At 54.6% G+C, this 22,776-nt stretch carries 22 protein-coding genes; 10 read left to right on the forward strand and 12 right to left on the reverse strand.

What is annotated here, in order from left to right; genetic code table 11:
- A partial coding sequence (locus tag ACR0C3_RS22920) for a cadherin-like domain-containing protein (RefSeq protein ID WP_480760716.1) occupies positions 1-2,748 on the forward strand: 2,748 nt, incomplete at its 5' end.
- A gap of 1,109 nt (positions 2,749-3,857) precedes the next feature.
- Here ACR0C3_RS22920 and ACR0C3_RS22925 read toward each other — a convergent pair.
- The 3 genes from ACR0C3_RS22925 to ACR0C3_RS22935 are packed head-to-tail and all read right to left on the reverse strand — an operon-like array spanning position 3,858 to position 7,074.
- A complete protein-coding gene (locus ACR0C3_RS22925; protein WP_480760717.1) occupies positions 3,858-5,054 on the reverse strand; it encodes a hypothetical protein in 1,197 nt (398 codons plus the stop codon).
- Positions 5,045-6,004 (reverse strand): hypothetical protein, encoded by a 960-nt coding sequence (locus ACR0C3_RS22930; RefSeq protein ID WP_480760718.1) that lies wholly within the window; start codon positions 6,002-6,004, stop codon positions 5,045-5,047. Before ACR0C3_RS22930 ends, ACR0C3_RS22925 begins: the two co-directional genes overlap by 10 nt.
- Positions 6,005-6,030: 26 nt before the next feature.
- Complete coding sequence (locus ACR0C3_RS22935; protein ID WP_480760719.1) at positions 6,031-7,074, reverse strand: hypothetical protein; 1,044 nt, start codon at positions 7,072-7,074, stop codon at positions 6,031-6,033.
- A 167-nt stretch (positions 7,075-7,241) separates the two neighbouring features.
- Between ACR0C3_RS22935 and ACR0C3_RS22940 the strand changes: the two genes are divergently transcribed.
- The 3 genes from ACR0C3_RS22940 to ACR0C3_RS22950 all read left to right on the forward strand — a co-directional run bounded on the left by ACR0C3_RS22940 (position 7,242) and on the right by ACR0C3_RS22950 (position 9,486).
- Positions 7,242-7,445: a hypothetical protein gene (locus ACR0C3_RS22940; RefSeq protein ID WP_480760720.1), complete on the forward strand. Its 204-nt coding sequence runs from the start codon at positions 7,242-7,244 to the stop codon at positions 7,443-7,445.
- Between the two features lie 743 nt (positions 7,446-8,188).
- A complete protein-coding gene (locus tag ACR0C3_RS22945; RefSeq protein ID WP_480760721.1) occupies positions 8,189-8,644 on the forward strand; it encodes a hypothetical protein in 456 nt (151 codons plus the stop codon).
- 11 nt (positions 8,645-8,655) lie between these two features.
- The gene (locus tag ACR0C3_RS22950; RefSeq protein ID WP_480760722.1) at positions 8,656-9,486 is read left to right on the forward strand and encodes a hypothetical protein; all 831 of its coding nucleotides are present in this window, start codon (positions 8,656-8,658) and stop codon (positions 9,484-9,486) included.
- Positions 9,487-9,949: 463 nt separating this feature from the next.
- Here the strand turns inward: ACR0C3_RS22950 and ACR0C3_RS22955 are convergent, their stop codons facing one another.
- From ACR0C3_RS22955 to ACR0C3_RS22965, 3 genes are all read right to left on the reverse strand, one after another.
- On the reverse strand, positions 9,950-10,264 hold the full coding sequence (locus tag ACR0C3_RS22955; protein ID WP_480760723.1) for a DUF1244 domain-containing protein: 315 nt from the start codon (positions 10,262-10,264) through the stop codon (positions 9,950-9,952).
- 76 nt (positions 10,265-10,340) lie between these two features.
- Positions 10,341-10,580: a DUF6868 family protein gene (locus tag ACR0C3_RS22960; protein ID WP_170768891.1), complete on the reverse strand. Its 240-nt coding sequence runs from the start codon at positions 10,578-10,580 to the stop codon at positions 10,341-10,343.
- 61 nt (positions 10,581-10,641) lie between these two features.
- On the reverse strand, positions 10,642-11,379 hold the full coding sequence (locus ACR0C3_RS22965; RefSeq protein WP_480760725.1) for an N-formylglutamate amidohydrolase: 738 nt from the start codon (positions 11,377-11,379) through the stop codon (positions 10,642-10,644).
- A gap of 127 nt (positions 11,380-11,506) precedes the next feature.
- Between ACR0C3_RS22965 and pyk the strand changes: the two genes are divergently transcribed.
- From pyk to rplT, 5 genes are all read left to right on the forward strand, one after another.
- On the forward strand, positions 11,507-12,952 hold the full coding sequence (gene pyk, locus ACR0C3_RS22970) for a pyruvate kinase (protein WP_480760726.1): 1,446 nt from the start codon (positions 11,507-11,509) through the stop codon (positions 12,950-12,952).
- Between the two features lie 245 nt (positions 12,953-13,197).
- Positions 13,198-13,635 (forward strand): universal stress protein, encoded by a 438-nt coding sequence (locus tag ACR0C3_RS22975; RefSeq protein ID WP_170380993.1) that lies wholly within the window; start codon positions 13,198-13,200, stop codon positions 13,633-13,635.
- 14 nt (positions 13,636-13,649) lie between these two features.
- Positions 13,650-15,200, forward strand: a complete 1,551-nt coding sequence (locus ACR0C3_RS22980) for an alanine/glycine:cation symporter family protein (protein ID WP_170681364.1) — start codon at positions 13,650-13,652, stop codon at positions 15,198-15,200.
- A gap of 182 nt (positions 15,201-15,382) precedes the next feature.
- Positions 15,383-15,583 (forward strand): 50S ribosomal protein L35, encoded by a 201-nt coding sequence (rpmI, locus tag ACR0C3_RS22985; protein ID WP_010443552.1) that lies wholly within the window; start codon positions 15,383-15,385, stop codon positions 15,581-15,583.
- Positions 15,584-15,597: 14 nt separating this feature from the next.
- Positions 15,598-15,963: a 50S ribosomal protein L20 gene (gene rplT / locus ACR0C3_RS22990; RefSeq protein WP_008756009.1), complete on the forward strand. Its 366-nt coding sequence runs from the start codon at positions 15,598-15,600 to the stop codon at positions 15,961-15,963.
- A gap of 91 nt (positions 15,964-16,054) precedes the next feature.
- Here the strand turns inward: rplT and ACR0C3_RS22995 are convergent, their stop codons facing one another.
- Both ACR0C3_RS22995 and ACR0C3_RS23000 read right to left on the reverse strand, forming a co-directional pair.
- On the reverse strand, positions 16,055-16,873 hold the full coding sequence (locus ACR0C3_RS22995) for a DUF2189 domain-containing protein (protein ID WP_480760727.1): 819 nt from the start codon (positions 16,871-16,873) through the stop codon (positions 16,055-16,057).
- Positions 16,874-17,015: 142 nt separating this feature from the next.
- The gene (locus ACR0C3_RS23000) at positions 17,016-18,407 is read right to left on the reverse strand and encodes an aminotransferase class III-fold pyridoxal phosphate-dependent enzyme (protein ID WP_170380990.1); all 1,392 of its coding nucleotides are present in this window, start codon (positions 18,405-18,407) and stop codon (positions 17,016-17,018) included.
- A 224-nt stretch (positions 18,408-18,631) separates the two neighbouring features.
- Here ACR0C3_RS23000 and ACR0C3_RS23005 point away from each other — a divergent pair, with 224 nt between their 5' ends.
- On the forward strand, positions 18,632-20,260 hold the full coding sequence (locus ACR0C3_RS23005; RefSeq protein ID WP_480760729.1) for an acyl-CoA synthetase: 1,629 nt from the start codon (positions 18,632-18,634) through the stop codon (positions 20,258-20,260).
- Here ACR0C3_RS23005 and ACR0C3_RS23010 read toward each other — a convergent pair.
- The 4 genes from ACR0C3_RS23010 to ACR0C3_RS23025 form a co-directional block, all read right to left on the reverse strand.
- Complete coding sequence (locus ACR0C3_RS23010; protein ID WP_480760731.1) at positions 20,257-20,592, reverse strand: DOPA 4,5-dioxygenase family protein; 336 nt, start codon at positions 20,590-20,592, stop codon at positions 20,257-20,259. The genes ACR0C3_RS23005 and ACR0C3_RS23010 overlap by 4 nt on opposite strands.
- 90 nt (positions 20,593-20,682) lie before the next feature.
- Entirely contained in the window at positions 20,683-21,939 is a 1,257-nt protein-coding gene (gene fahA / locus ACR0C3_RS23015) for a fumarylacetoacetase (protein WP_480760733.1), read from the reverse strand.
- 20 nt (positions 21,940-21,959) lie between these two features.
- On the reverse strand, positions 21,960-22,583 hold the full coding sequence (locus tag ACR0C3_RS23020; protein WP_480760734.1) for a LysE family translocator: 624 nt from the start codon (positions 22,581-22,583) through the stop codon (positions 21,960-21,962).
- A gap of 6 nt (positions 22,584-22,589) precedes the next feature.
- Positions 22,590-22,776: homogentisate 1,2-dioxygenase domain-containing protein (locus ACR0C3_RS23025; protein WP_480760736.1), on the reverse strand; the 187-nt coding region annotated here is incomplete at its 5' end.

The following is a 22,776-nucleotide window of genomic DNA, read 5'->3' on the forward strand; positions in this document are numbered from 1 at the left end:
AACGGCAATCTGGCCGTTGCTTTAGGCGGTGCTGGAAATGATACGCTCTACGCTGACTGGTCTGATGCCACGACTGCGTTCAATTGGAACCTGACAGTTGATAACGACACCCGGCAAGTTCTTTCGAATGGCGTAGAGGTTCAAAGCATCGATCGACTGCTGCTCCGCACCGGGTCCGGTGATGACAACCTGATACTGGGAGATCAGGCCGACTACGTCGACGCAGGCGCAGGCGATGATTTTATTGATGCGCGTCAGGAGTTAACTGCGGCGGACGAGGTTCTCGCGGGCTCGGGCGATGACGTTGTGATGGTCGGTTCCGCCGCTGGATATCGCGCCGGCAGCAGGATGACTGCGGACGGTGGCGATGGCGATGACCTTCTTGTTGTTGAGGCCAGAGGTAACGCGGGCAGCACTCCGGACCGCAGTTTCGCGCAGATCAGGCACGAGTTTGATAACGCAAGCCCTTTGACATCGAATTCCAGCTTTCAAGCGATTGAAGCTGCGATTGCGGGTGCGAGCACACATCAGATTATTTCAGGTTGGTCATCTTCTGTGTCTGGAGCCAATTACGCGCAGGCAGTAATCGAAGAGAGCAATTTCGAGAGGATCGAGTATCGTGGCGGAGACCACAGTGACCTCTTTGTGGATTGGAACGGCAATCTGGCCGTTGCTTTAGGCGGTGCTGGAAATGATACGCTCTACGCTGACTGGTCTGATGCCACGACTGCGTTCAATTGGAACCTGACAGTTGATAACGACACCTGGCAAGTTCTTTCGAATGGCGTAGAGGTTCAAAGCATCGATCGACTGCTGCTCCGCACCGGGTCCGGTGATGACAACCTGATACTGGGAGATCAGGCCGACTACGTGGATACGGGTGATGGCGATGACATAGTATCAACAGGCGGTGGAAGCGATTTCGTCGATGCTGGTGCGGGTTATGATCAAGTGCTTTATGACGGCATCTCTTCAGAGTTCACGGTTTCGACTTTGGACGGAACAACTACAGTTAGCAGCAGCATTGGTACCGACACTTTGTTGGGCGTGGAGCTAGTTGTCTTTAACGATACAACTATCTCGTTGGTGCCAAATATACCTCCTACCGTATCTCCGATCGAATTAGGAACTATCTCTGAAAACGGTTCAATTTTAAGCCTAGATTTACTGACTGAAGGTGACGCGATTGATATCGATGGCGGGACACTCGGTGTGACCGCGGTGAGCGCGGAGGATCAGAGCGGCGCAGAAGTTTCGTTCGGATTGATTGGTGCGGTTCTGAGCATCGATCCCAGCCAGTTTGCCGAAGCCCTTTCAACAGGTGAAAGTGCGACGATCACTGTGAACTACACCGTGACGGACGGTCAGGGTGGGGAAACGCCGAATACGGCAACGCTCGTCATTGATGGCCTCGACGGGCCCTTCACCTGGTATCTGGATGCGGACGGCGACGGCTTTGGTGTGGACGACGTGGCGACAAACCAGTCTGCTTACACAGCACCGACCAACATGTCTGGAGTTGCCAGCGACGCGGATGATGCGGATGACACAGTTTACCCAGGTGCGCCTGAGATCAACGACTACAAGGACAATGACCAGGACGGGCAAATCGACGAGGACAATACTGCGCCGGTCGCAGACGCAGAAGCCTTTGAGATCGCCGAGGACGAGACGCTGGTCCTGTCCGTGTTGTCACTGCTTGATGGCGATATGGATGCCGACGGCGACACGCTGTCGGTTGCGTCGGTTTCGGGAGCGGTCAACGGCACCGTCGAGATCGACGATCAAGGAGATGCGGATCCGACCAACGACGAGGTGGTTTTCACGCCCGACACAAGCTACAGCGGCCCGGCGAGCTTCGACTACACGGTCTCGGACGGCTTTGGAGGCGAAGATACCGTAACTATCGATGTAACGGTGAATGCCGCGCCGGAAGTCACAACTGAAACCCGTGAATATCCAGATGGCCGCATACTCGTTACTGAGTTTGTAGATGGTATAAGAACTACCGCGACGATGACTGATGCTGCGAATGTTCGGTCGTGGTCAAACTATGTTGATACGTTCGATGCGGACGGCAACCGAGTTAGCCGAGTGCAGACTTATGATGACGGGCGAATAGCGGAAACCAGCTACAACGATGGCGTTCGAAGTACACAGCTGACCACGGACTCTGCGGATGAATTTGTTTGGTCGGCAATTGAGCGGGAATACGACTCTATTGGTCAAAGATCACTTCAGACAAACTATTATGACGATGGCCGCGTTCTTGAAACCGACTACGTTGGCGGTGTCAGGGTTATGGCTACGATGATGGATACGGCCGATGTTCATACGTGGACAAGTTACGTCGAAACATACGACGCAGAGGGCGAGCGAGCTAGTCGGGTGCAGACCTATGATGACGGACGCGTCGCAGAAACAAGCTATGTCGATGGTGTCCGTGATGCGATGCTTGTCACGGATACGGAGGATGAGTTTGTTTGGGCGACAATTGAGCGGGATTACAATCCTTCCGGCCAAAGGTCCCATCAAACAACTTTTTATGATGATGGCCGCACCCTGGAAACCGACTACGTTGATGGCGTCAGGGCTGTGGCGACGATGACGGATACGGCTGACGTACGTCCGTGGGCTAACTATGTTGACACCTTTGATGCGGAGGGCGATCGAGTTAGCCGCGTCACTACATTCGATGATGGGACCGAGGTAATTCAGAGCTTTGTAGACGAATTTGCTTTTGTTTGATTAATTATCTGTTTGGATTTGGCCATAACTTAGATGCTGGCGCTCAGCGACAGAGGGTCTGAAACAATAAGCCCGAAGCTCTAAACTTGGCATTTTAGTTGCGTTCGGCAACAGTGGTTGCGCTCTCCCGCAACCAATATTTAGTGCCATATATCAAACACTTAGCCTCGCATAACGCGAGGCTTTTTGCGTTCGTACCATCGCTACTGGAAGCACTGTGGAAGCAGCAGGGGCGAATTGGGTCTGTGGCAACGCCGCAACAGAGGCTGTCCGTGCTAAACACCGCAAATAGGTCGCGATGAGCCCAGAGCCGCCATCGCCGCCCCAATTGGGCGCTGCGGGCGCATACGGCAGGTCGCAACTCGGAGCAGACTTTCAAGGCCTCTGGCAGAGATCACGAAAATGTAACCTCATCACTAACAGCCGGATATCACGCATGTAACAGTGCGACAGCCACGATCTGAGCGCATCGCGTTGCGCAGGAAGTGGACTTTGTAAAACGTCCAGGACAGCTCAAAAGGAGGTAATAAATGTGCTGAATTGCCTACCAATTTTAGTTGACTAGGACGGCCCCGTTGCCGAAATCCTGAGCCCGGTTTACTGGAGTAATTGTGCTGACTTCAGCGAACCTCAATTTGGTCCGGTGAAGATAAAATTATCTGAGGCTTACCTCGATAGAGCTTTATAGTTCCCTTAACGGCAAGTGTACGTCCTTCATACGTGTATACGCTGGGAAATTTGTCGCCTTGATCGCGAAAGATGACGGCATAAAATGCGTGATTTGGATATCGGCCACCAAAGTTTATGAAAGTCGTTCCTTTGCCGCTATTTGAAACTTGGCTTACAACTCCAACAACGGTTGCTTGCTCTCCGACGTGTCTAATTGCATCCTGAGGCGATACTTCGCCCGCCTGTACACTGAAAGAAACGACAAACATTAGGATGGCGGCGGTGTAGAACCTTATTACTATTAACATTAAACTAGTTCCCTTTGGTTGTATTCCTGCCCGGCTTTATAGGCCACCATTGCTCCAACGTTGCTAAATAAAGTGGTTGAGTACTAAGAATGTGGAGTTTCAACGTGCGTTAATCGAATGACGGTTGTCGACTTAGTTTTCTGGAGTATTCGGTGTGGTCGGGTTTGCTTGCACCTCGGCAGGTACTTCAGTGTTCTCACCTTGATCTGCGCCAGACTCAGCATCGTCGCCAAAAACAAAATACGAGATCAACACCAACAACAATATACTAAAAATGACTCCTGCAATCGCCCAAAGCACATACGAAAATGCAAAGGGCGACTTGGTCTCGTTAGCAGTTCCTAATGAAAAAGTAGAAATCTGAGAATCTGTCCTTGAGGCAGAAGCACTTCTTTCGTTGCCGTCACTATCCATACAGGCGCGGAGCATGTCTAGCTCATCGCTCAAGTAGCTCACGTGTTCTTGCAACAATTCGATACGTCGCCATGCCTTTTCCAGGGAAATCCCGTCTGAGTGCTGATCTGAGACTTTTGGGGCGCTACTTGCTGAACGTGACTGTAAATATGCGGACTCTTGGCTAGGGTGGCCGTGTTCCGGCACGTAATCGGAGCGAATGCGGGTCTCACGAAGAAGTCGAGAATTCCGTGTTTCTTGAGTTGCAATTTTAGCGACCTCGAAATCCGACAGCGCGGCAGCTACGTCTGGGTGGTTGAGCGGGACTGATTGCTTCGTGGAGGTGTGAAATGCTAGAATTGTTGAATAGTCTGACCCAAACTTGAAAGCCATCGCCTGCAAGCAGCGAATTGTCTGTTCATCGGTCTCGTCGCCTGCATACAGATACAATGTTCGGCCAGGAACTGTTGTCCATTGCATTTTCCGGTCCGTCGTCGAAGAATCTAAAACTCTACGCCAAAGGAGCTTCTTGCTGTTTTCTTGCAAAAGAGACAATGCGCTTTCGAACAAATTATTCAATGTAAGTTGTAGGGACCTCCAATCAGAAAATCCTTTCGTTCGGTGTCGGCTATCAAGGGGCATCGCAACACACGCCCCCATGAAACCACGGCGTTCATGCGCATCCAAGCAGGGGGCGACTAAGCCAATCAAATCGACTTCAGTTCCAGTGGATTCTTCTTCAAGACGGCGGAAGAAAAGTGAATGATCACCGGGCTTCATTTTATGCAAGAGACCATCGCGTTGACGACCTACATCGAATTCGAAGATCGACACAGGAGCGTCCGCAAGTACACCGCTTCCTTGTGCCACCAAGCCACGTTCGGTGCCAAATATTGCTCGACCTACTTGCAAGGGCCCATCAGTCTTTACTTCCAATCCAGCCTCCCTGTGAGTGATTGCCAAATTGTGGGGCCGGGGCGTTTTCCAGTGAACTGCTCAAACATCCAAAAGAAAACTTCTTCAATATGATGAAAGTCTGGTTCAACGAGCCGAGGCTCGCCTTCAATCGTTTCGATTTCACCCAGTTGGAGCGGGCACAGAAGCGTCTTTTTCGGGTCCGACCAATCCATCCAAATTTGATAGGTTTCGCCGCAGAACCTATTCATATAGGCCATAATGGCTTCTTCGCTAAATGTATCGTATCCCATTTGACCATCTGCTGATCCGAACTTTTGCAAGCGGCGTAGTGAATCTTCAGGTTTTGAAACGATTACTCCTAGAGACATACGATCTAAGAGGCCCGGGAAATTCTTTTTTAGGTATGCAACAAATGATGCAAAGAGCTGGTCATTTTCTTCAACATCAGGACTTAGCATCAGAATCATGCAGAATTTTAGGCGTGGGTTGTTTAGATATGCTTTAAGGAGCGGGGTAAGCAATGGGGGCGACGACGGTCGGGGCATCACTTGCTGCAATAGTTCACCTGAAACCTCTAGGAAGCTGAATTCCATATTCAACTTTTTGCCAGCCGTCGTGGAAGTGGTGATCTGAATTTCTCGAATATCGCTTTCGGCTGATGCCGTTGGGTCTGGGAAGCGTCCTTCAATCCATTGGGTCTTCCAAGCGTTGATGATTGCTCGACCTTCCCAGTCTTCACCCTCTGATCTAGTAGGTATGACGACTTCGGTTCTAAATGGACCTTCATTTAGAAGGTAGTTCATCATCATCCATTGAAAGGTCGTTTTCCCCGAGCCAGGAAAGCCAAACGAGAAAATGTAATTTCCTTCTGTTTTGTTCTTTACTTCCTCCACAGTCAAACCAGTTTTGGAACGCGGTCGAATCCTCTTAATTCCACCCGCGCCGTCTTCGAAAGGTAAATCATTCATGGTTTTACTCTTATAAAATTGCTGCTTTAACCGCTAATTACACGACGCCCTCCGGCTCCGCGTGAAGTCCCCGTCTTAATCGATTTTTCCAAGCGACCTTTACCAAAGAGGGCGAATGACAACAGAAGAGGAAGCACATCAACGACGGAAGCGAGTATCAGAGACACAAATGTCGCTAATGGATTTGGCATCTCAATGAAACCATTTTGGAATGCATAAACTATTTCTCCTAAACGTCCGAGCGACGGGTCAATATTTTGATGCGCAACGCGGTCTTCCTCAGTCAAGAGAGCGTTAGCTTCTCGCTCAATATCTAAAGAGGTTGCAGACATAGCTGCAAGCGCATCCAATCCGCCTTTGGTGGCCAAAACACGTTCAGGTCCTTCATATTCCAACAATGCAGCATCTATGCGCGCCACAAGTTGTTCAACTGGCGGTGCACCAGTTTCTTGCATAGTGACTTCCAGGATGTTCTCGGCTGCTGCGCGATATCGTGTGTACCAACCATTTACGACCGCCAGGTCAGAGCCGATACCTGGCACTGCCAGATTGGTAATACTCCTCCCTAGAATGCTTTCTATTTGCGCCATGTGTATTCGGCATTCCGCCCCGCAACCTGGCCGCAAAGGATCGTTTATTTGATCATATAGGTTTTCCAGTTCTACTATTAGGTCCGCGCGTAACTCTTGAGCTATCTCGACCTGTCTAAGCCCTAACAGCGTCGCTCTAGTGGTCACCAAGTTATCTCGGAAAACTGCCACCTGTCGCGTTACTGTGCTTTGGGTAACGTCATCACGCATGAAATTTGTGTAGAGGAAGTTGAAATTGGACGCGATGGAAAAAAAGGCTGCTACAGCCCATATGAACAAAGGTAATAGATATCGTCTCTCGTTGGACCGAAAATAGCTAATAGTTGCATCCATCACCAATATGATGGCCATGAGCAAGACAACGAGAGGGAGAGTGATTTCGTCAGCAGTCCTAAGAAGACCCTCGTAGGAGAGGTAGCCTGATATACTCACACCTAAGATCAAAATTAGCGCATACGCAATGACAATAAAAACCGGCATTTAGTCCCCCAAAACTCAAAATTTATGCTTCTTAAGATTAGCGGAAAGTTGTCGCGATCCGCAGTAAAAAAATAGTAGATGATTCAAGATTATCGTCCGATGTTCACGGCTCGTCAATAAATTCAAAATATACACACTCATAAACTGGGTTTTGATGAGGCTTCGCTATGGTCTTGTTTATCGTTTGGGTTGGAAGCTTGTCTTTGATTTTTGGTCTGCTCGTTAGCGCTGGGTTGATGGTGTTCAAGATGTCTTCTAAATCAGTTGAGGAAGTATCTACTAGTGTTCGAATGTTCGAACTTTTTTCGCTCACTGCATTGGGCTTTTTCTTGGCTGTTCTAACTGTTGTTGTGATTGGCAAGCAGCTCTAAAATGAGTGCAGGATTTGGTCTAAAGTTTCTAGGAACCTGGTTGCTTTCGCTTGATTCAGTGCAGCCCATCGCGGGCGGTGTAGGTTGAATAACGAAAACAACGAAAGCTGACTCTTATGTACACTGCAGCATCGGTTGCTTTGGTCTCAGCATCGACGACAGCCACAGGACAGACGAACAACCGCTTCAAAATGGCGAACGGGCGAGCCGACCGTCGAGATGGATCAGAAGTCTACCCGCAGCAAGACTGCTCATTCTGAATGACAACTCAGAAACAAGAGACTTGATAACTGCTTTCCTTAAAGTTGTTTCTGCAACATTGGTGTCTCAGAAAAATTGTTCGAACGCATCAGTCTGACCAGTTAAAAAGAAAATGCATGCTATCTTCATGGGTGCTTTGCTTCGTTGCTCTTGCTCTCGTTGGCATCTCATTTGTTCTAATCGCTACATCTGCAGGTTGCGCCATTTACTGCCGCATCCGTTCGGTTAGCTGTGGCGGTTGTGCATTTGCACTCGGAGTATCGGCAGTTGGATTGATCGCCGGGATAGAATATGTTTGTGGGTTGATAAACATGGCAGTCGCGGCTTGGCGTTCATAGGCATTAGACGCGAATCCGGAAGCAACAAAGTACCTGGCGAACGCAAAGGACCATTTTCGCCGACTTATGCGTCTCAAGCAGAGCTAGAAGAACTTCAAGAAACGTGCTACGTAGTCTTTGATTTTAGCTACCTCGAGTTTTTCAATGAAACAATTATGGCTCTGTATTTGTCTATTAATGACATCAAACGCTACCGCACAAACAGCTACTCCCGAAGTACCAAATCCACAATTTGGGGACATTGCCGCTGTTTTCCCGCATGCTGGGTCACCAACAGGTGCGGTGATTGTTTATAATCCGATCATCTGCCAGCAGATTGGTGCAGCCGCATGTGAATTTTTCAGGGTTCATGAACACGGGCACGTCTATCTAGGCCACCAATTTCAACCCTTTGCCCATCCAACAGGACGTGAGCGCGATGCTGATAGGTTTGCGGCAGAAAATGCCCACCCCCAAGCCGTACTAGCAGCTTGGCACCTCTTCATGAATGGTGGCAGTAGTTCGAACTGGCATACCTACGGTACGCCATTGCAAAGAGCCCAAAGGCTTTGTTTGTTTGCTCAGCAGGCAGGAAACTGGATTGGACCGCCGCAGTGCTGAGGTGAAGGCAAATGGAAGACGCTCAACCTGAAGAACATGCAAAGGAAGTTTCTGACCTACGGGCAGAGTTAGATGAGCTTCGCCGCGAGGTGTACGCGGCTGAAACTGGTACATTTGCGAGAATAACGAAATGGGCAGGGTTGGGTGGCCTTGTGATTTCGTCAGCTCTGGCCTCAACTGCAATCTGGGATTGGACTTTCACTGAAAACGCCAATCGTTTGGCAGACAACGTGGCTCGGGTCGATAGCATACTGGTAGAGCTCGCGAAGGCCAATGCAACCGTCGCGCAGGTACATCCACAATCGCCTCAATATCAGGCCATCGCTCAAAACATCAATGGCCTCAAAATACCGTTACTTGATACAGCGATTGCCACTATCAACGAAATTCAGCAGTCAGATCAGAATGCGATATCGTCAGGTGCTTTGCTAGCCTTGGCGTATGAACTAGGCAATCAGCAGAGGTACGATGACGCGATTGATATTGCTAAACGCGCGTCTGCAAGTGCAACTGATAAAGCAATAGGACTAGAGGCCCGCAGGCTAGCAGCGAGCGTTTCATTCCAATCTCTTGATGACGCCTTGATAAAGAGCGGTCGAACAGAGTTCGACGCCGTATTGGCAGAAGCATCTAAAATACAGGGGCTAACTAGGTATTGGCTTTCTTCCAATGCAATTCGCGATTGGGCTGTAAGCGAGGGCACGGTCGGTAATTGCGAGGCTGTACCAGATGTTATTGCCCGGTTTGATAGTGATTTTGTCCATCCAGGAACCAAGTTTATCGCTGCAGAAGGTCGAAAATCAACCTTGCAGCTACTAGCTTTGCGTCAGCTCTGTCAGTAGGCGGTTGGTTTCCATGTGAAATCTTTCAGATTCCGCTACTCCTATCTAAGATTCACAAAATAACACCTATCCGCCTATGAACCTCAAAAGCGGGCTTTGAGGTTATATGGTTGAATGGCAGCTTCGTTCCGCGACGCAGAAGTCACTAGTAGAAAACGTGATGCCCGCTTTGCGATTTAAACCTGACATTTCAATTTCGTTCGACAACAGTGGTTGCGCCCTCCCGAAACCAATACTCTAGCTCAGATATCAAGCACTTAGACTCGCACCACGCGAGGCTTTTCGGTTCCAGAAACACCGCTGGAAGCACTGTGAATTCAACACGAGCGGCGATCTTGTTCTTCAGGCTACTAAGTATCACCTAAACTCAGAGACCGTGTGCACGCATCACAGCGTGCTTTTGGGTGCTGCTGTACAGGACTAGGTCATCAGTCTGCGTTGTCGGCTCGTTGGACTTAGGGCCTTAGTCCCTTTTCGTAACATTTTCCTCAAATGCGATCTTGAAGGCGGCCTGTTTGTCGGGGCTGGCTTCGGTCTGGTAGTTGGCTTTCCATTCATCCATGGTCATGCCGTAGAAGATCTGACGGGCTTCGTCTTTGCCCATCTCGAAGCCTTTGTCGTTGGCCGCTTCCTGATACCAGCGTGACAGGCAGTTGCGGCAGAACCCTGCCAGATTCATCATGTCGATATTCTGAACGTCCGTGCGATCTTCCATCAAGTGCTTTTGCAGCCGACGGAATGCTGCGGCTTGAAGTTCGATTTCGGTTTGCTTGTCCATGGTCTGGCTCCGAAGAAGTGGATGCGGTCTGTATCCGAATTAACGCTCTGAAGAGGGCGTTTCAACTGACTCTGCGTTAGGCCAGTTTCAAGGCCAGCCACGGAATGACGCAGAAAATCAGCGTGAGGATTTTGTAGTTGGCCAAATACCGAAAATAGGCACGCTTCACATCAGGCCGTTCCATTTGGAACATTCTGGCATGAACTCCTGCAATCCAGTCCTGTAGCAGCACAATCATAGCGGTTGTGAACAGCAAAACAGCGATGTTCAGTATCGCCATCCAGCCAAAAAAACTTGTCAGCAACTCTTGTGTCATGGTCGCCTCCTTCCCAGTCTCCAAAGTGGGGGTTGAAGGTGCAGCTCACAATAACATGCGATCAAAGGCCGCTGTCAGATAGTGCATCCTGTAGGATTACGGCGAGCCTTTCGGCCCAGGCCCGTTGCCCTGCGTGATCCGCGATCAGATCATTGCGCAGCTCGATCAATGCATTTGGTCGACCTTGTGAGGTGCAATGCGTGTCGATGGCATCGCCGGGCAGAACGCCGGTATAGGGCTCATTCACGCCGACGCACAAACCGTCTTCGGCCTTCAGGCGGTTGATCAGAGGGCGTGAGAAGCGCTCATCCGGGGTGTGCAGAACGCCTACATGCCATGGGCGTGGTTCGCGACCGCGGAGTTGGCGGGTGAAAGAGTGCATAGACACGATCACCGCATGCGGAAGGGCGGCCAGTCGCCCAAGCGCGTCGTGATAAGGACGGTAGCACATGTCCAAACGCCGTTCACGCTCGGCCGCATCAGCGTGGCGATTGCCGGGAATGATCGAACCGTCATAGAGCTTCATCAGCAGGGTCGGGTCGTCCTCACCCCGGTTCGGATCAATTACAAGGCGCGAGAAATTGGCCGCGATGACCGGCGCGTTCAGGATCTCGCCCAGATGTTTCGAGACCTCGTAGGCGCCGACATCATAGGCGATGTGGCGTTCCATATCTTCGCGCGGCAATCCCAGATCCCCGCCGTTGATTTCGGGGGGGACGGTGTTGGTCGCATGATCGCAGGTGATCAGCCATCGGGACGGGCGATCCTCGCCATGGATAAAAAACGGAGTGTATGTCATGTGCCTGTCATCAAGTTTGCGGCAGGTGTATGGCAGTTGCTTCCAAAAGGGAATTGCGCAATAACCACCCACATACTGTTTGCGGTAACATTGCCGCATCACCGAGGGATTGAGGAGAGCGAAACCAGTGCGACGCCTTAGAAATGTAAAAATCGTGGCGACGCTGGGACCGGCGTCCAATGACTATGACACCATCCGGGCCTTGCATGAGGCCGGGGCCGACGTCTTTCGCCTGAACATGAGCCATGGCAGCCATGACGAGATCCGTGAACGGCATCGCATTATTCGTCAGGTGGAAAAGGATCTGGACAGCCCGATCGCGATTCTGGCCGATCTTCAAGGCCCGAAGCTGCGTGTTGGGGTTTTTGCCAATGATGCGGAAGAACTGGTAGAGGGCGCGGCGTTCCGGCTGGACCTCGACCCCGAGGCCGGAGACATCAACCGTGTCTGCCTTCCACACCCCGAGATTTTTGCGGCGCTGGAACCCGGTGCACGGTTGCTGGTCAATGACGGCAAGATCCGTCTGACGGTGCAGGATTGCGGTCAGGATTTCGCCAATTGCAATGTCGAAGTCGGCGGGACGATCTCGAACCGCAAGGGTGTGAACGTGCCCGATGTGCTGCTGCCATTGGCAGCCTTGTCGGCCAAGGATCGGGACGATCTTGAGTTTGTGTGCCAACTGGGTGTGGATTGGCTGGCACTCAGCTTTGTGCAGCGGGCCAAGGACGTGTTCGAGGCGCGTGCGCTGGCGGATGGACGGGCCTCGATCCTGTCGAAGATCGAAAAGCCCGCGGCGGTTGAGGCGTTTGACGATATCCTCGACGCATCAGACGGGATCATGGTGGCCCGTGGTGATCTGGGCGTTGAGCTGCCGGTTTCGGCTGTGCCTCCGATCCAGAAACGCCTGGTTCGCAAGTGTCGTGGTGCAGCCAAGCCGGTGATCGTCGCGACCCAGATGCTGGAGAGCATGATCGAAAGCCCGATGCCAACCCGCGCCGAGGTCTCGGACGTTGCGACCGCGATCTACGAAGGCACGGATGCCATCATGCTCAGCGCGGAATCTGCGGCAGGTTCGTACCCGATCGAGGCCGTGCAGACCATGAATAAGGTCGCTATCGAGGTCGAAGCCGACCCGACCTACACCCAGATCATCGCGGCCTCGCGTACTGCCAAAGGGTCGACCATCGCGGACGGTATCGTGGCAGCCGCGCGCGAGATCGCGGAAAAGACCGACATCAAAGCGATCTGTTGTTTCACCCAAAGCGGCACCACTGCGCTGTTGACTGCGCGCGAACGTCCCGGTGTGCCGATTATCGCCATGACGCCGGCGACGGGAACCGCCCGCCGTCTGTGCCTGAGCTGGGGTTGTCACTGTGTGATGACGCCCGAACTTGAGAGGTTCAAAGGGGCCGTGGTCAATGCGGCCCGCGCCGCGCGCGCAGGGGGCTTCGCCGCCGAGAGCGATCAGATCGTTGTTACCGCAGGCGTTCCGTTCAATGTCCCCGGAACCACCAATATTCTGCGTATTGCCCCTTGTGACGAGCGTCTGATCTACAACACCGATCCCGGATGAGTTCGCCCGGATTTCAGGAAGGATCATATTGAGAATGCTCAAGTCGCCTAATTTTTAGGCGGCTTTTCTTGTTTGTTTTCAAGAGGAAGATGCCCGTAGGGTTGTATTCAGCAAAAATGCCTCTGTTTTTTGGTGATTTTGCCGGATACTGAACCTTAGGGCGATCATCTCAGATAGTTCCAGGTTCCGGTCGCCCTACCGGGGGCACGGGTCCCGGTCAAACCAGAAAAAAACGGAGGAACGTCATGACAACAAAGATTGTCATTGGACTGGACGGGACAGAAACCGGAGAGCGCGCTATCGCCTTTGCTAAGGATTTGGCCGGGCGGATTGGCTCATGCGAAATGCTGGTTGTTTATGTCATCGAATGGTCCCCTTTCACTTTCCAAACGCCGGAAGAAAACGCCCAACGGCACAAGCGGCGCGAGGAAGAGGTCGAACTGGCCACCTCGCGGATCATTGCCCCTACGGTTGAGGCGCTAAAGGCCGATGGGTTCGAAGCGCACGGCATCGTGCGCCATGGCGACGTGGCCGAGACGCTGAACGCGATCACGGTTGAAAACGGCGGTACGCAGATCATCGTTGGCCGCGCCTCGGCGGATGGGTTTAAGAAACGGCTGTTTGGAAGCTCGACTCAGAATCTGGTCATGCATGCCGACGTGCCTGTCACGGTCGTGAACTGAGCGGAGGGATTAGGATGAATATGCTTCAAAAATTGGGCCTTGGTGCGACCATGGCTCTGATGTCCAGCCCCGCTTTCGCGCAAGAGGCGCCCGGTCTGGACGAGAAGATCAATCAGGCTTTCGCGGATTTTACCGGCCCCTTCGTTAGCTTTATCTTCGCGCCGTTTCCGGGCACTGGATTCCCATGGATCGTGGGGTGGCTGGTCGTCGCGGCCACAGTGTTTTCGCTCTATTTTGCCTTTGTGCAATTCCGATTCTTCGGACACTCGATCAGCTTAGTTAAAGGCGATTACTCCGACCCCAATGACGCGGGTGAGGTCAGCCATTTTCAGGCCCTTGCCACCGCTTTGTCGGGGACCGTTGGTCTTGGGAACATCGCCGGTGTGGCGGTTGCCATCGGGATCGGTGGACCGGGTGCCACGTTCTGGATGATCGTCGCGGGCCTGCTGGGCATGGCGTCGAAATTCACCGAATGTACGTTGGGTGTGAAATACCGCAACGAATATGAAGATGGCACCGTCTCAGGCGGCCCGATGTATTACATGTCCAAGGGCTTTGCCGAGCTGGGCCTGCCGGGCGGCAAAATCCTGGCGGTGCTATTCTCGATCTTCTGTATCCTTGGCGCGTTGGGCGGGGGCAACATGTTCCAGGCCAATCAGGCGCACCAGCAGATTGCGGGGATTGTCGGAGACTATCCGGGCTGGATCACAGGTTTGGTCTTTGCGGGCATCGTCTTTGCGGTGATCGTGGGTGGCTTGAAATCCATTGCGCGCGTGACCGAAAAGGTCGTGCCGTTCATGGGTGTCATGTACGTGCTGGCGGCGCTGGTCATCATCCTGATGCACGCCGATCAGATCGGCTGGGCCTTCGGTCAGATCTTCGCAGGTGCCTTCACCGGTCTCGGCGTTGCTGGCGGCATGGTCGGTGCGCTGATCCAGGGCTTCCGTCGTGCAGCGTTCTCGAACGAAGCGGGTGTGGGTTCCGCAGCGATTGCGCACTCAGCCGTACGGACCAAAGAACCGATCACCGAGGGCTTTGTCTCGCTGCTTGAGCCGTTCATCGACACGGTTGTGATCTGTACCATGACTGCGCTGGTGATCATCATAACCCAGCAGCTGATCGTTGATCCGGCAACCGGCAACTACATGCTGAACGAAGCGGGCAATGCGATTGCAACGGTCGACGGCAATACCGGCGTCAGCCTGACCTCGGCGGCCTTCGGCAGCGCGTTCAGCTGGTTCCCGTTCATTCTGGCGATTGCCGTGGTCCTGTTTGCCTTCTCGACGATGATCAGCTGGTCCTACTATGGCCTCAAAGCCTGGACCTATCTGTTCGGCGAAGGCCACACCAAAGAGTTGGTCTTCAAGATCATTTTCTGCATCTTCGTTGTCATTGGTGCGGCGGCCAACCTTGGCCCGGTCATCGACTTCTCGGATGCGGCGATCTTTGCGATGGCGGTTGTGAACGTCTTTGCGCTCTACTTCCTGATGAAAGTGGTGCGTCAGGAGCTTGCGTCCTATTCCGAGCGTCTGAAGAGCGGCGAAATCCGCAAATTCAGCCACTAAACCAATACACCGGGGTGGCCCTATGCTGCCCCGGTGCCTAGGCCGCTGCGAAAAGCACAGATTCTGGGCCAAACCCCCTTGCCAGTATGACCGAACTTGCGTAAACGGCGCATCTGATCGCGTGACCGGCCGAGATGGCATGCCGAGTCGCGTTTAGTACCGAACCCTGAAAGGAGACGGAAATGCCTAAGATGAAGACTAAGTCGAGCGCCAAGAAGCGCTTCAAGGTGACTGCGACCGGTAAGGTCCTTGCTGGCCAGGCCGGCAAACGGCACGGCATGATCAAGCGGACCAAGAAATTCATCCGCGATGCCCGTGGCAACACCACCCTGTCCGCCCCCGACGCCAAGATCGTCAAGGGCTACATGCCCTACGACCGCTAAGAGGAGATTAAGAGATGTCCCGCGTTAAAGGTGGAACCGTAACTCACGCCCGTCACAAGAAGGTCATCAAGGCCGCCAAAGGTTACTATGGCCGCCGTAAGAGCACCTTCAAAGTTGCACGTCAGGCCGTCGACAAGGCCAACCAGTACGCAACCCGCGACCGTAAGAACCGCAAGCGTAACTTCCGTGCGCTGTGGATCCAGCGCATCAACGCTGCTGTCCGTTCGCATGACGAGGCTCTGACATATTCCCGCTTCATCAACGGCCTGAACCTGGCCGGTATCGAAGTGGACCGCAAAGTTCTGGCTGACCTGGCCGTACACGAACCGGAAGCGTTCGGTGCGATCGTCGCCAAAGCTCAGGCCGCTCTGGCTGCCTGATCTCTGAAAAGAGAGACAGTGAACAAAGGGCCGTCCCATTTGGGGCGGTCCTTTTTGTTTTGGATGTGCCTTTCCCTCCCAGGGGTCCCGTTCAATTCTCGGCCGGAGGAACGGCACGCTGATACAGGTGCCACGTGGTGTGACCAAGGATCGGCAGGGTGAAGATCAGGCCCAAGAATGCCGGGATCAGCGAGAGCAGCATGGTTACCGAGATGATTGCTGCCCAACCCAGCATCACCACCGGGTTCTCGGTGACGACCCGGATCGAGGTCAGCATGGCTGATACGAAGTTGGTCTCTCGGTCCAGAAGCAGCGGCATGGCGACAACGGTGACCGAAAACAGCACGGCCGAAAGGCCCGCGCCGATGCAGGTGCCGATGGCTAGAAACGTCCAGCCTTCTGGCGTGAAGAAGACGGTGTTCAGAAATCCGTCAAAGTCCGAGAAGGACGCATTCTGCAGGATGATCGCCAACCAAAGGCGCACCTGATAGACCCACACCCAGAAAATGAACAGGGTGACAAAGGCCATCCAGCCCATCTCGCGTTTGCGTTGATTGGCCATCACCGTCAGGATATCGGACCAGCCGAACTGTTCCCCGCCCTGCAATCGTCGGGACATTTCATAGAGCCCGGCAGCGGCAAAGGGCGCAACCAGTGGAAAACCCACAATGGCCGGAATGATCATCCAGACCTTGCCGAGCCAAATCAGGCACCACACAAAGACAAGGCCAAAAACGGCGTAGAACAGGCCGAAAAACCCGCTCATGACAGGGCGGGCCAGAAAGTCCGCCACGCCCGCCTTCAACGAGTCCTTGATGTCCTGCGCACTTACTGTCTTGACCTTGAGCGCTGCACCTTGCGGCGACGCCATATCGCCCGACGGTTCCGTGTCTGAGGTTTTGGGTGTCATGATACACTCCTCTGCATGCAAGTCTGCGCCGGTTAAAACGCAAGAGCAAGAGGTGTGTCTGATCGTCTGGTTCGCAAAAAATTTTGCGGACCGGAGGAAGGGAAACCGGCGCAGGAACGCCCGGTTTCCCGTTTTTCATTCTCTAGCCGAACACGCGCCCCAGCGCGCCGTCGACCGCATCGGTGATCTGGTCGATATCATCCGTCGTCGCGATCAGAGCAGGCGAGAAGCACAGCGTGTTGTTGCGACCCGGCAGCGAGCGGTTGGTCGCGCCGATTATGACACCCTGCGCCATGCAGTCTGCCACAACGGCTTGTACCTTCTTTTCGTCCATCGGTTCACGCGTGGAGCGGTCTGCAACCAGTTCGGCACCCAAGAAGAGGCCTTTGCCGCGCACATCGCCGATGACTTTGTGTTTCTCCATCAGCGCTTGCAGGTTACCCATCATGCGGTCGCCCATGTCGACGCAGTTGCCCAGCAGGTTCTCATCCTCGATGATGCGCATATTCTCGATCGCAGCCGCAGGGCCAGCGGTGCAGCCGCCGAAGGTCGAGATATCGCGGAAGTAGTTCATCGGATCTGCCGCGTCGTCTTTGAACATGTCAAAGACCTCTTCTGTGGTGACCAGGCAGGCGATGGCCGCATAGCCCGAGGCAACACCTTTGGCCATGGTGACAAAGTCAGGCTTCACGCCATACTGTTGGTAGCCGAACCACGTACCTGTCCGACCGACGCCGCACACGACCTCATCAATATGCAGCAGCACGTCGTACTTCTTGCAGATCTCCTGAACGCGCTGCCAGTAGCCTTCGGGTGCTTCGATCACACCGCCACCTGCGGTCACAGGTTCAAGGCACAGCGCGCCAACGGTGTCTGGCCCTTCGCGCAGGATGACCTCTTCGATCTGGTCGGCGGCCCACTCGCCAAAGTTTTCCTCCGGCGCGCCGTTCAGTTCGTGCTTGCGGTATTCCATGCAATGGGGAACACGTACGAAATCCGGAGCAAACGGGCCGTATTGCGCGTTGCGCTCATCCTGACCACCCGCTGACATCGCCGCCAGAGTCGAGCCGTGATAGTCGCGATCGCGATACAGGATTTTGGTCTTTTTGCCGCCATAGCGCTTATGCGCGATCTGACGGATCATCTTGAAGGCTTTCTCGTTCGCCTCGGAGCCTGAGTTTGTGTAGTAAACGCGGCTCATGCCCGGCATCTTTTCGATCAGCTTCTCCGCAAAGATCGAACCGGGAATCGACCCTGCCGAATTCGCAAAATAACAGAGCTTCATCAGCTGGTCATAGACCGCCTTGCAGATGGATTCGCGGCCATAGCCGACGTTCACCGTCCAGACGCCGCCAGAGACCGCATCCAGATGCTCTTTGCCTTTCTGGTCCCAGACGCGCATGCCTTTGCCTTCAACAATGATGCGGGGATCGTTTGTTTCAAAGGGTTTATGCTGGATCAGGTGGTGCCAGATATGGGCGCGGTCGGCCTCGACCACGCGGGAAAGATCGTTTTCGTTGAACGTGCCGTCCATGACATGTCCTTTCAGTCTGATGCGGTGTGCAGATTGTGGGATCGGTCCCACGATAGCAAGTAAATGCGATGGCCCAGATCACCGCGAATGGGGGCGCGAATATAGGGCCAGATGTCATCATAGCGTATCGCCAGAGCCCCGCCACTTGTCGTATTTCTACAAGATAGTCACAGCCTCGTGTTTATGGTCATGTGGCGACACACGCGAATTGGGAGGGTTGGCGGATGCAAGCAGCCAATATGTATGAGCGTCATCTGGATAAGAACCGTGCGAATTACACGCCGCTATCCCCGCTCAGCTTCATCGAACGGACGGCGGCGGTGTATCCCGACTACCCGTCCGTCGTCTATGGAGACCGTCGCTACAGCTGGGCGCAGACCTATGCGCGCTGCCGCCGTCTTGCCAGCGCCCTGACGGCCCGTGGGGTGGGCAAGGGCGATACCGTCTCGATCATCGCCGCCAACATCCCCGAGCTCTATGAGGCCCATTTTGGCATTCCCATGGCCGGCGCTGTTTTGAACGCGATCAACACGCGCCTCGATGCGCCGATCATCGCCTTCATCTTAAACCACGCCGAGGCAAAGGTGCTGTTGGTGGACCCCGAGTTCTCTGCCGTCGTTAAAGAGGCTTTGCCGCAGGTCGATCATGACCTTCTGGTGATCGATATCGAAGATCCTAGCTTTGATGGTGGCGAACGCCTTGGCAGCCTGACCTATGAGGCCCTGCTGGGCGAAGGCGACCCTGAGTTTGATTGGTCTCTGCCCGCGGATGAGTGGGACGCGATCACGCTCAACTACACCTCTGGCACGACCGGCAACCCCAAGGGCGTGGTCTATCACCACCGAGGCGCGGCCCTGAACGCGCAGTCCGACCTGCTGGATTGGGGTATGCCTAAGCACTCGGTCTATTTGTGGACCCTGCCGATGTTCCACTGCAATGGCTGGTGTTTCCCCTGGGCCATGGCGCTGAATGCCGGGGTTTCGGTCTGCTTGCGCGCGGTTCGGGCCGAGCCGATCTATGCCGCCTTCCGAGAGGAGAAAGTCACCCATTTCTGTGGCGCGCCCATCGTTCTGAATATGCTGGCGCATGCCCCCGATCACCTCAAGGATTTCGACCACCAGATCAAAGTGATGACCGCAGGTGCCCCGCCGCCAGCTGCCGTGATCGAAGCGATGGAGGGGATGGGCGTCGAGGTGACCCATGTCTACGGTCTGACAGAGACCTACGGCCCCTCAGTCGTCTGCGCGTGGAAGGATGAGTGGAACCAGAAGGCTCCAGCCGAACGGGCCGCCCTCAAGGTGCGTCAGGGCGTGCGCTATTCAGCGCTGTCCGGCCTGATGGTGGCCGATCCCGAAACGCTGGAGCCCGTGCCCGCCGACGGCGAAACCATGGGTGAGATATTCATGCAGGGCAATGTGGTAATGAAAGGCTATCTCAAGAACCCGGATGCCACCGACAAGGCGTTCAATGGCGGTTGGTTTGCCTCGGGCGATTTGGGGGTGATGTACCCCGATGGCTATGTCGCGCTGAAGGACCGGTCCAAGGACATCATCATCTCGGGCGGCGAGAATATCTCATCCGTCGAGGTTGAGGGTGTCCTCTACAAGCACCCTGCCGTCATGGAGGCCGCCGTGGTCGCCCGTCCAGATGAGAAATGGGGCGAAACCCCGTGTGCTTTCGTTGAGCTAAAGCCTGAGGCCAGCGCGACGGAGGCCGATCTGATTGCGTTCTGTCGGGACAACATGGCCCATTTCAAAGCGCCCAAGACGGTGGTGTTCGGGACTTTGCCCAAGACATCCACCGGCAAGGTTCAGAAATTCGTGCTGCGGGATCAGGCGCGGGCTTTGGGCTAGGCCTTGTCGAAGATCGACAGGTCCAGATCCAAAAGCTCTCCCATCCACAACGCGTGATCGCGGTGGTCGGCTAGATGATCGCCGGTTTCAGCATGGGTGAAGATCGTCAGGCCCTGTCGGTTGAGCATCAACCACGGAATGACCTGATCAAACGCGTCGGCGGCAAAGCCCAGCTGGCAGCTCCACCTCGGATGCGGGCCAACCGGGCGCGCGTGCATGCGTCCCATCTGCACAGGAAAAAGGCGGGCTGCCTCTTCGCAGATGTGTTGCGCTAAATCCTGTGTGTCGGCGTCGAAATAGACATGGGCGTGATAGCCGGAGATATCAGACATCGGGGGCCTCATTGCTTGGATGCAATGAACCTAGGCGGTCTTGACCCTCAATCCTACCAACACCGGCACACAGGTGCTGTGCGGCACGGCTCAGGGTTTGAGAGGGTTCTCCAGCGCCGGTAGCACAGCGCCATGGCAGGTTCCGAACCCGATTGTATAGCCATCCCCCTGCGCAGAGCCGGACAGGGTTAGGGTGTCTCCGTCTTCTAGGAAGCTGCGGGCCTCACCGGTCTCAAGGCTCAACGGGTCCTTGCCGCCCCAGCTGAGTTCCAGGAGTGAACCTCTCGTGTCGCGCGTCGGCCCGGAAATCGTGCCGGACCCCAGAAGATCACCGGTGTTCATAGGGCAACCTGAACTGGCGTGATGGGCCAGTTGTTGCGCGGCGGAATAGTACATCTCGCTGTAATTCGTGCGGGTGATTGTGGTCGCCGCCTGTCCTTCGGGGGCCAGCGTCACCTCAAGCGAAAGGTCATAGAGCATCGGGCCGCAATCCTTCAGGTGATCCAGCAACTCGACCTTGCGGTCGGGTGTGTCGCAGCGGAAGGGCTCCAGCGCAGGTTTGGTCACGATCCACGGGCTGATCGAAGTTGCCGTGGCCTTGGCTTGGAATGGGCCAAGAGGCTGATACTCCCACGCTTGAATGTCACGGGCGGACCAGTCGTTCAGCAGAACGTAGCCGAAGATATGATCGTCCGCCTGCTGCACCGAGATCGGGCCGTCGGACGGAGTGCCAACGATTGCCCCCATCTCAAGCTCAAAGTCGAAGCGGCGGCTGGGCAAGAAGGCGGGTTTGTCCTGATCGGGCGACTTCAGCTGCCCCCACGGGCGCCGGATATCCGTACCCGACACCACGACCGAGGATGCCCGGCCGTTGTACCCAATGGGAATATGCAACCAGTTCGGTGGCAGCGCGTTTTCGGGGTCCCGGAACATCGAACCCACGTTAAAGGCGTGATGCCGACCAGCGTAGAAATCGGTGTATTCGCTGACCGCGAAGGGCATGTGCATGACAACCGCGCTTTGCGGTACCAGCAGGGGCTCCACCGCCTCTTGTTCCGCCGCGCCTTCAGACAGTAGCGCCGTCAATCGGTCGCGCAGGGCAGCCCAGACGGCGGGGCCTTGCTCCATCAAAGGGTTCCAGAACGGCAGGTCGAAAAGCGGCTCATCGGTCAGGGTGATCAGCCCTTCGGCCTCAGCTGCGGTGACATCGAGGATCAAATCCCCAATGGCAACGCCGCATCTGGGCTCGTCATCGCCAACGGCAAAGACCCCGTAGGGCAGGTTGTTCAACGGAAATGGATGGTCCGCGTCATTGGCCGAGGCGACCCAGGATTTCAGCAAAGGCATCTTTTGATCCTTGTCTTGGTTTATTGAGCGTCTCGCAGGGACTTCAGCCCCAGCAGAACGGCTGCCAGAATCATGAACCCGCCACCCGCGCGATCTAGCCAGAGCCGCGCAGACCGTTTGAGCCGCGTTGTTAACCAACTGGCGCTAGCTCCGTAGGCGGTCAGAAACAACCCGTCCAGGGTCAGATAGGTGGCCGAGAGGATCGCGAATTGCGGCCAGAAAGGCAGCGCGCCGTCGATGAACAGCGGAAACAGTGCAGCAAAGAAAACAACTGCTTTGGGATTGGCGGCTGAGGTGATGAAGCCTTGCATCCACAAGGTTTTGCGGCTGGCCAGCTGTGCGGTTTGCGCTGTTTGAGGTTTGGCTTTGACAATCGCTTTGACGCCAAGAAAGACCAGATAGGCGACACCCAGCCATTTGACCACGGCCAGCGCGGTGCCCGAGGCCGCAATGATCGCGGCGAGCCCGAGACCTGCCGCCAACATCTGCAACAGGTTCGCCGTCAGATCACCGGCAGCCGTGAACACGCCCCGGCGCAACCCGTTGGTGGCCGAGTTCGACAGCATCAAAAGCTGGCTTGGTCCCGGAGTGCTCATCAGCAACAGGACGGTGGCGACATAGGTGACCCAGATATCAAAGTTCATTGCAGGTCATTTCTTTCCCGGTGTTCCATCGAACTTTTTCTCAAGCGAGGCCCAGCAGTCAATATAGTCGTCTTGCAGCGGCGCCTCGGTTGCGGCAAAGGCGGTCAGATGCTGCGGAAAGCGGGTTTCGAACATAAAGGACATCGTGTGGTCCAGCTTGTCCGGCCCCAGATTTGCGTTTGAGGCTTTTTCG

Source organism: Ruegeria sp. CK3, from assembly GCF_056536565.1.

Coding starts and splice junctions, on each gene's coding strand:
- ACR0C3_RS22930 (WP_480760718.1), bottom strand. CDS start 6,004: ATGAATGATTTACCTTTCGAAGACGGCGCGGGTGGAATTAAGAGGATT.
- ACR0C3_RS22935 (WP_480760719.1), bottom strand. CDS start 7,074: ATGCCGGTTTTTATTGTCATTGCGTATGCGCTAATTTTGATCTTAGGT.
- ACR0C3_RS22940 (WP_480760720.1), top strand. CDS start 7,242: ATGGTCTTGTTTATCGTTTGGGTTGGAAGCTTGTCTTTGATTTTTGGT.
- ACR0C3_RS22945 (WP_480760721.1), top strand. CDS start 8,189: ATGAAACAATTATGGCTCTGTATTTGTCTATTAATGACATCAAACGCT.
- ACR0C3_RS22950 (WP_480760722.1), top strand. CDS start 8,656: ATGGAAGACGCTCAACCTGAAGAACATGCAAAGGAAGTTTCTGACCTA.
- ACR0C3_RS22955 (WP_480760723.1), bottom strand. CDS start 10,264: ATGGACAAGCAAACCGAAATCGAACTTCAAGCCGCAGCATTCCGTCGG.
- ACR0C3_RS22960 (WP_170768891.1), bottom strand. CDS start 10,580: ATGACACAAGAGTTGCTGACAAGTTTTTTTGGCTGGATGGCGATACTG.
- ACR0C3_RS22965 (WP_480760725.1), bottom strand. CDS start 11,379: ATGACATACACTCCGTTTTTTATCCATGGCGAGGATCGCCCGTCCCGA.
- ACR0C3_RS22975 (WP_170380993.1), top strand. CDS start 13,198: ATGACAACAAAGATTGTCATTGGACTGGACGGGACAGAAACCGGAGAG.
- ACR0C3_RS22980 (WP_170681364.1), top strand. CDS start 13,650: ATGAATATGCTTCAAAAATTGGGCCTTGGTGCGACCATGGCTCTGATG.
- rpmI (WP_010443552.1), top strand. CDS start 15,383: ATGCCTAAGATGAAGACTAAGTCGAGCGCCAAGAAGCGCTTCAAGGTG.
- rplT (WP_008756009.1), top strand. CDS start 15,598: ATGTCCCGCGTTAAAGGTGGAACCGTAACTCACGCCCGTCACAAGAAG.
- ACR0C3_RS22995 (WP_480760727.1), bottom strand. CDS start 16,873: ATGACACCCAAAACCTCAGACACGGAACCGTCGGGCGATATGGCGTCG.
- ACR0C3_RS23000 (WP_170380990.1), bottom strand. CDS start 18,407: ATGGACGGCACGTTCAACGAAAACGATCTTTCCCGCGTGGTCGAGGCC.
- ACR0C3_RS23005 (WP_480760729.1), top strand. CDS start 18,632: ATGCAAGCAGCCAATATGTATGAGCGTCATCTGGATAAGAACCGTGCG.
- ACR0C3_RS23010 (WP_480760731.1), bottom strand. CDS start 20,592: ATGTCTGATATCTCCGGCTATCACGCCCATGTCTATTTCGACGCCGAC.
- fahA (WP_480760733.1), bottom strand. CDS start 21,939: ATGCCTTTGCTGAAATCCTGGGTCGCCTCGGCCAATGACGCGGACCAT.
- ACR0C3_RS23020 (WP_480760734.1), bottom strand. CDS start 22,583: ATGAACTTTGATATCTGGGTCACCTATGTCGCCACCGTCCTGTTGCTG.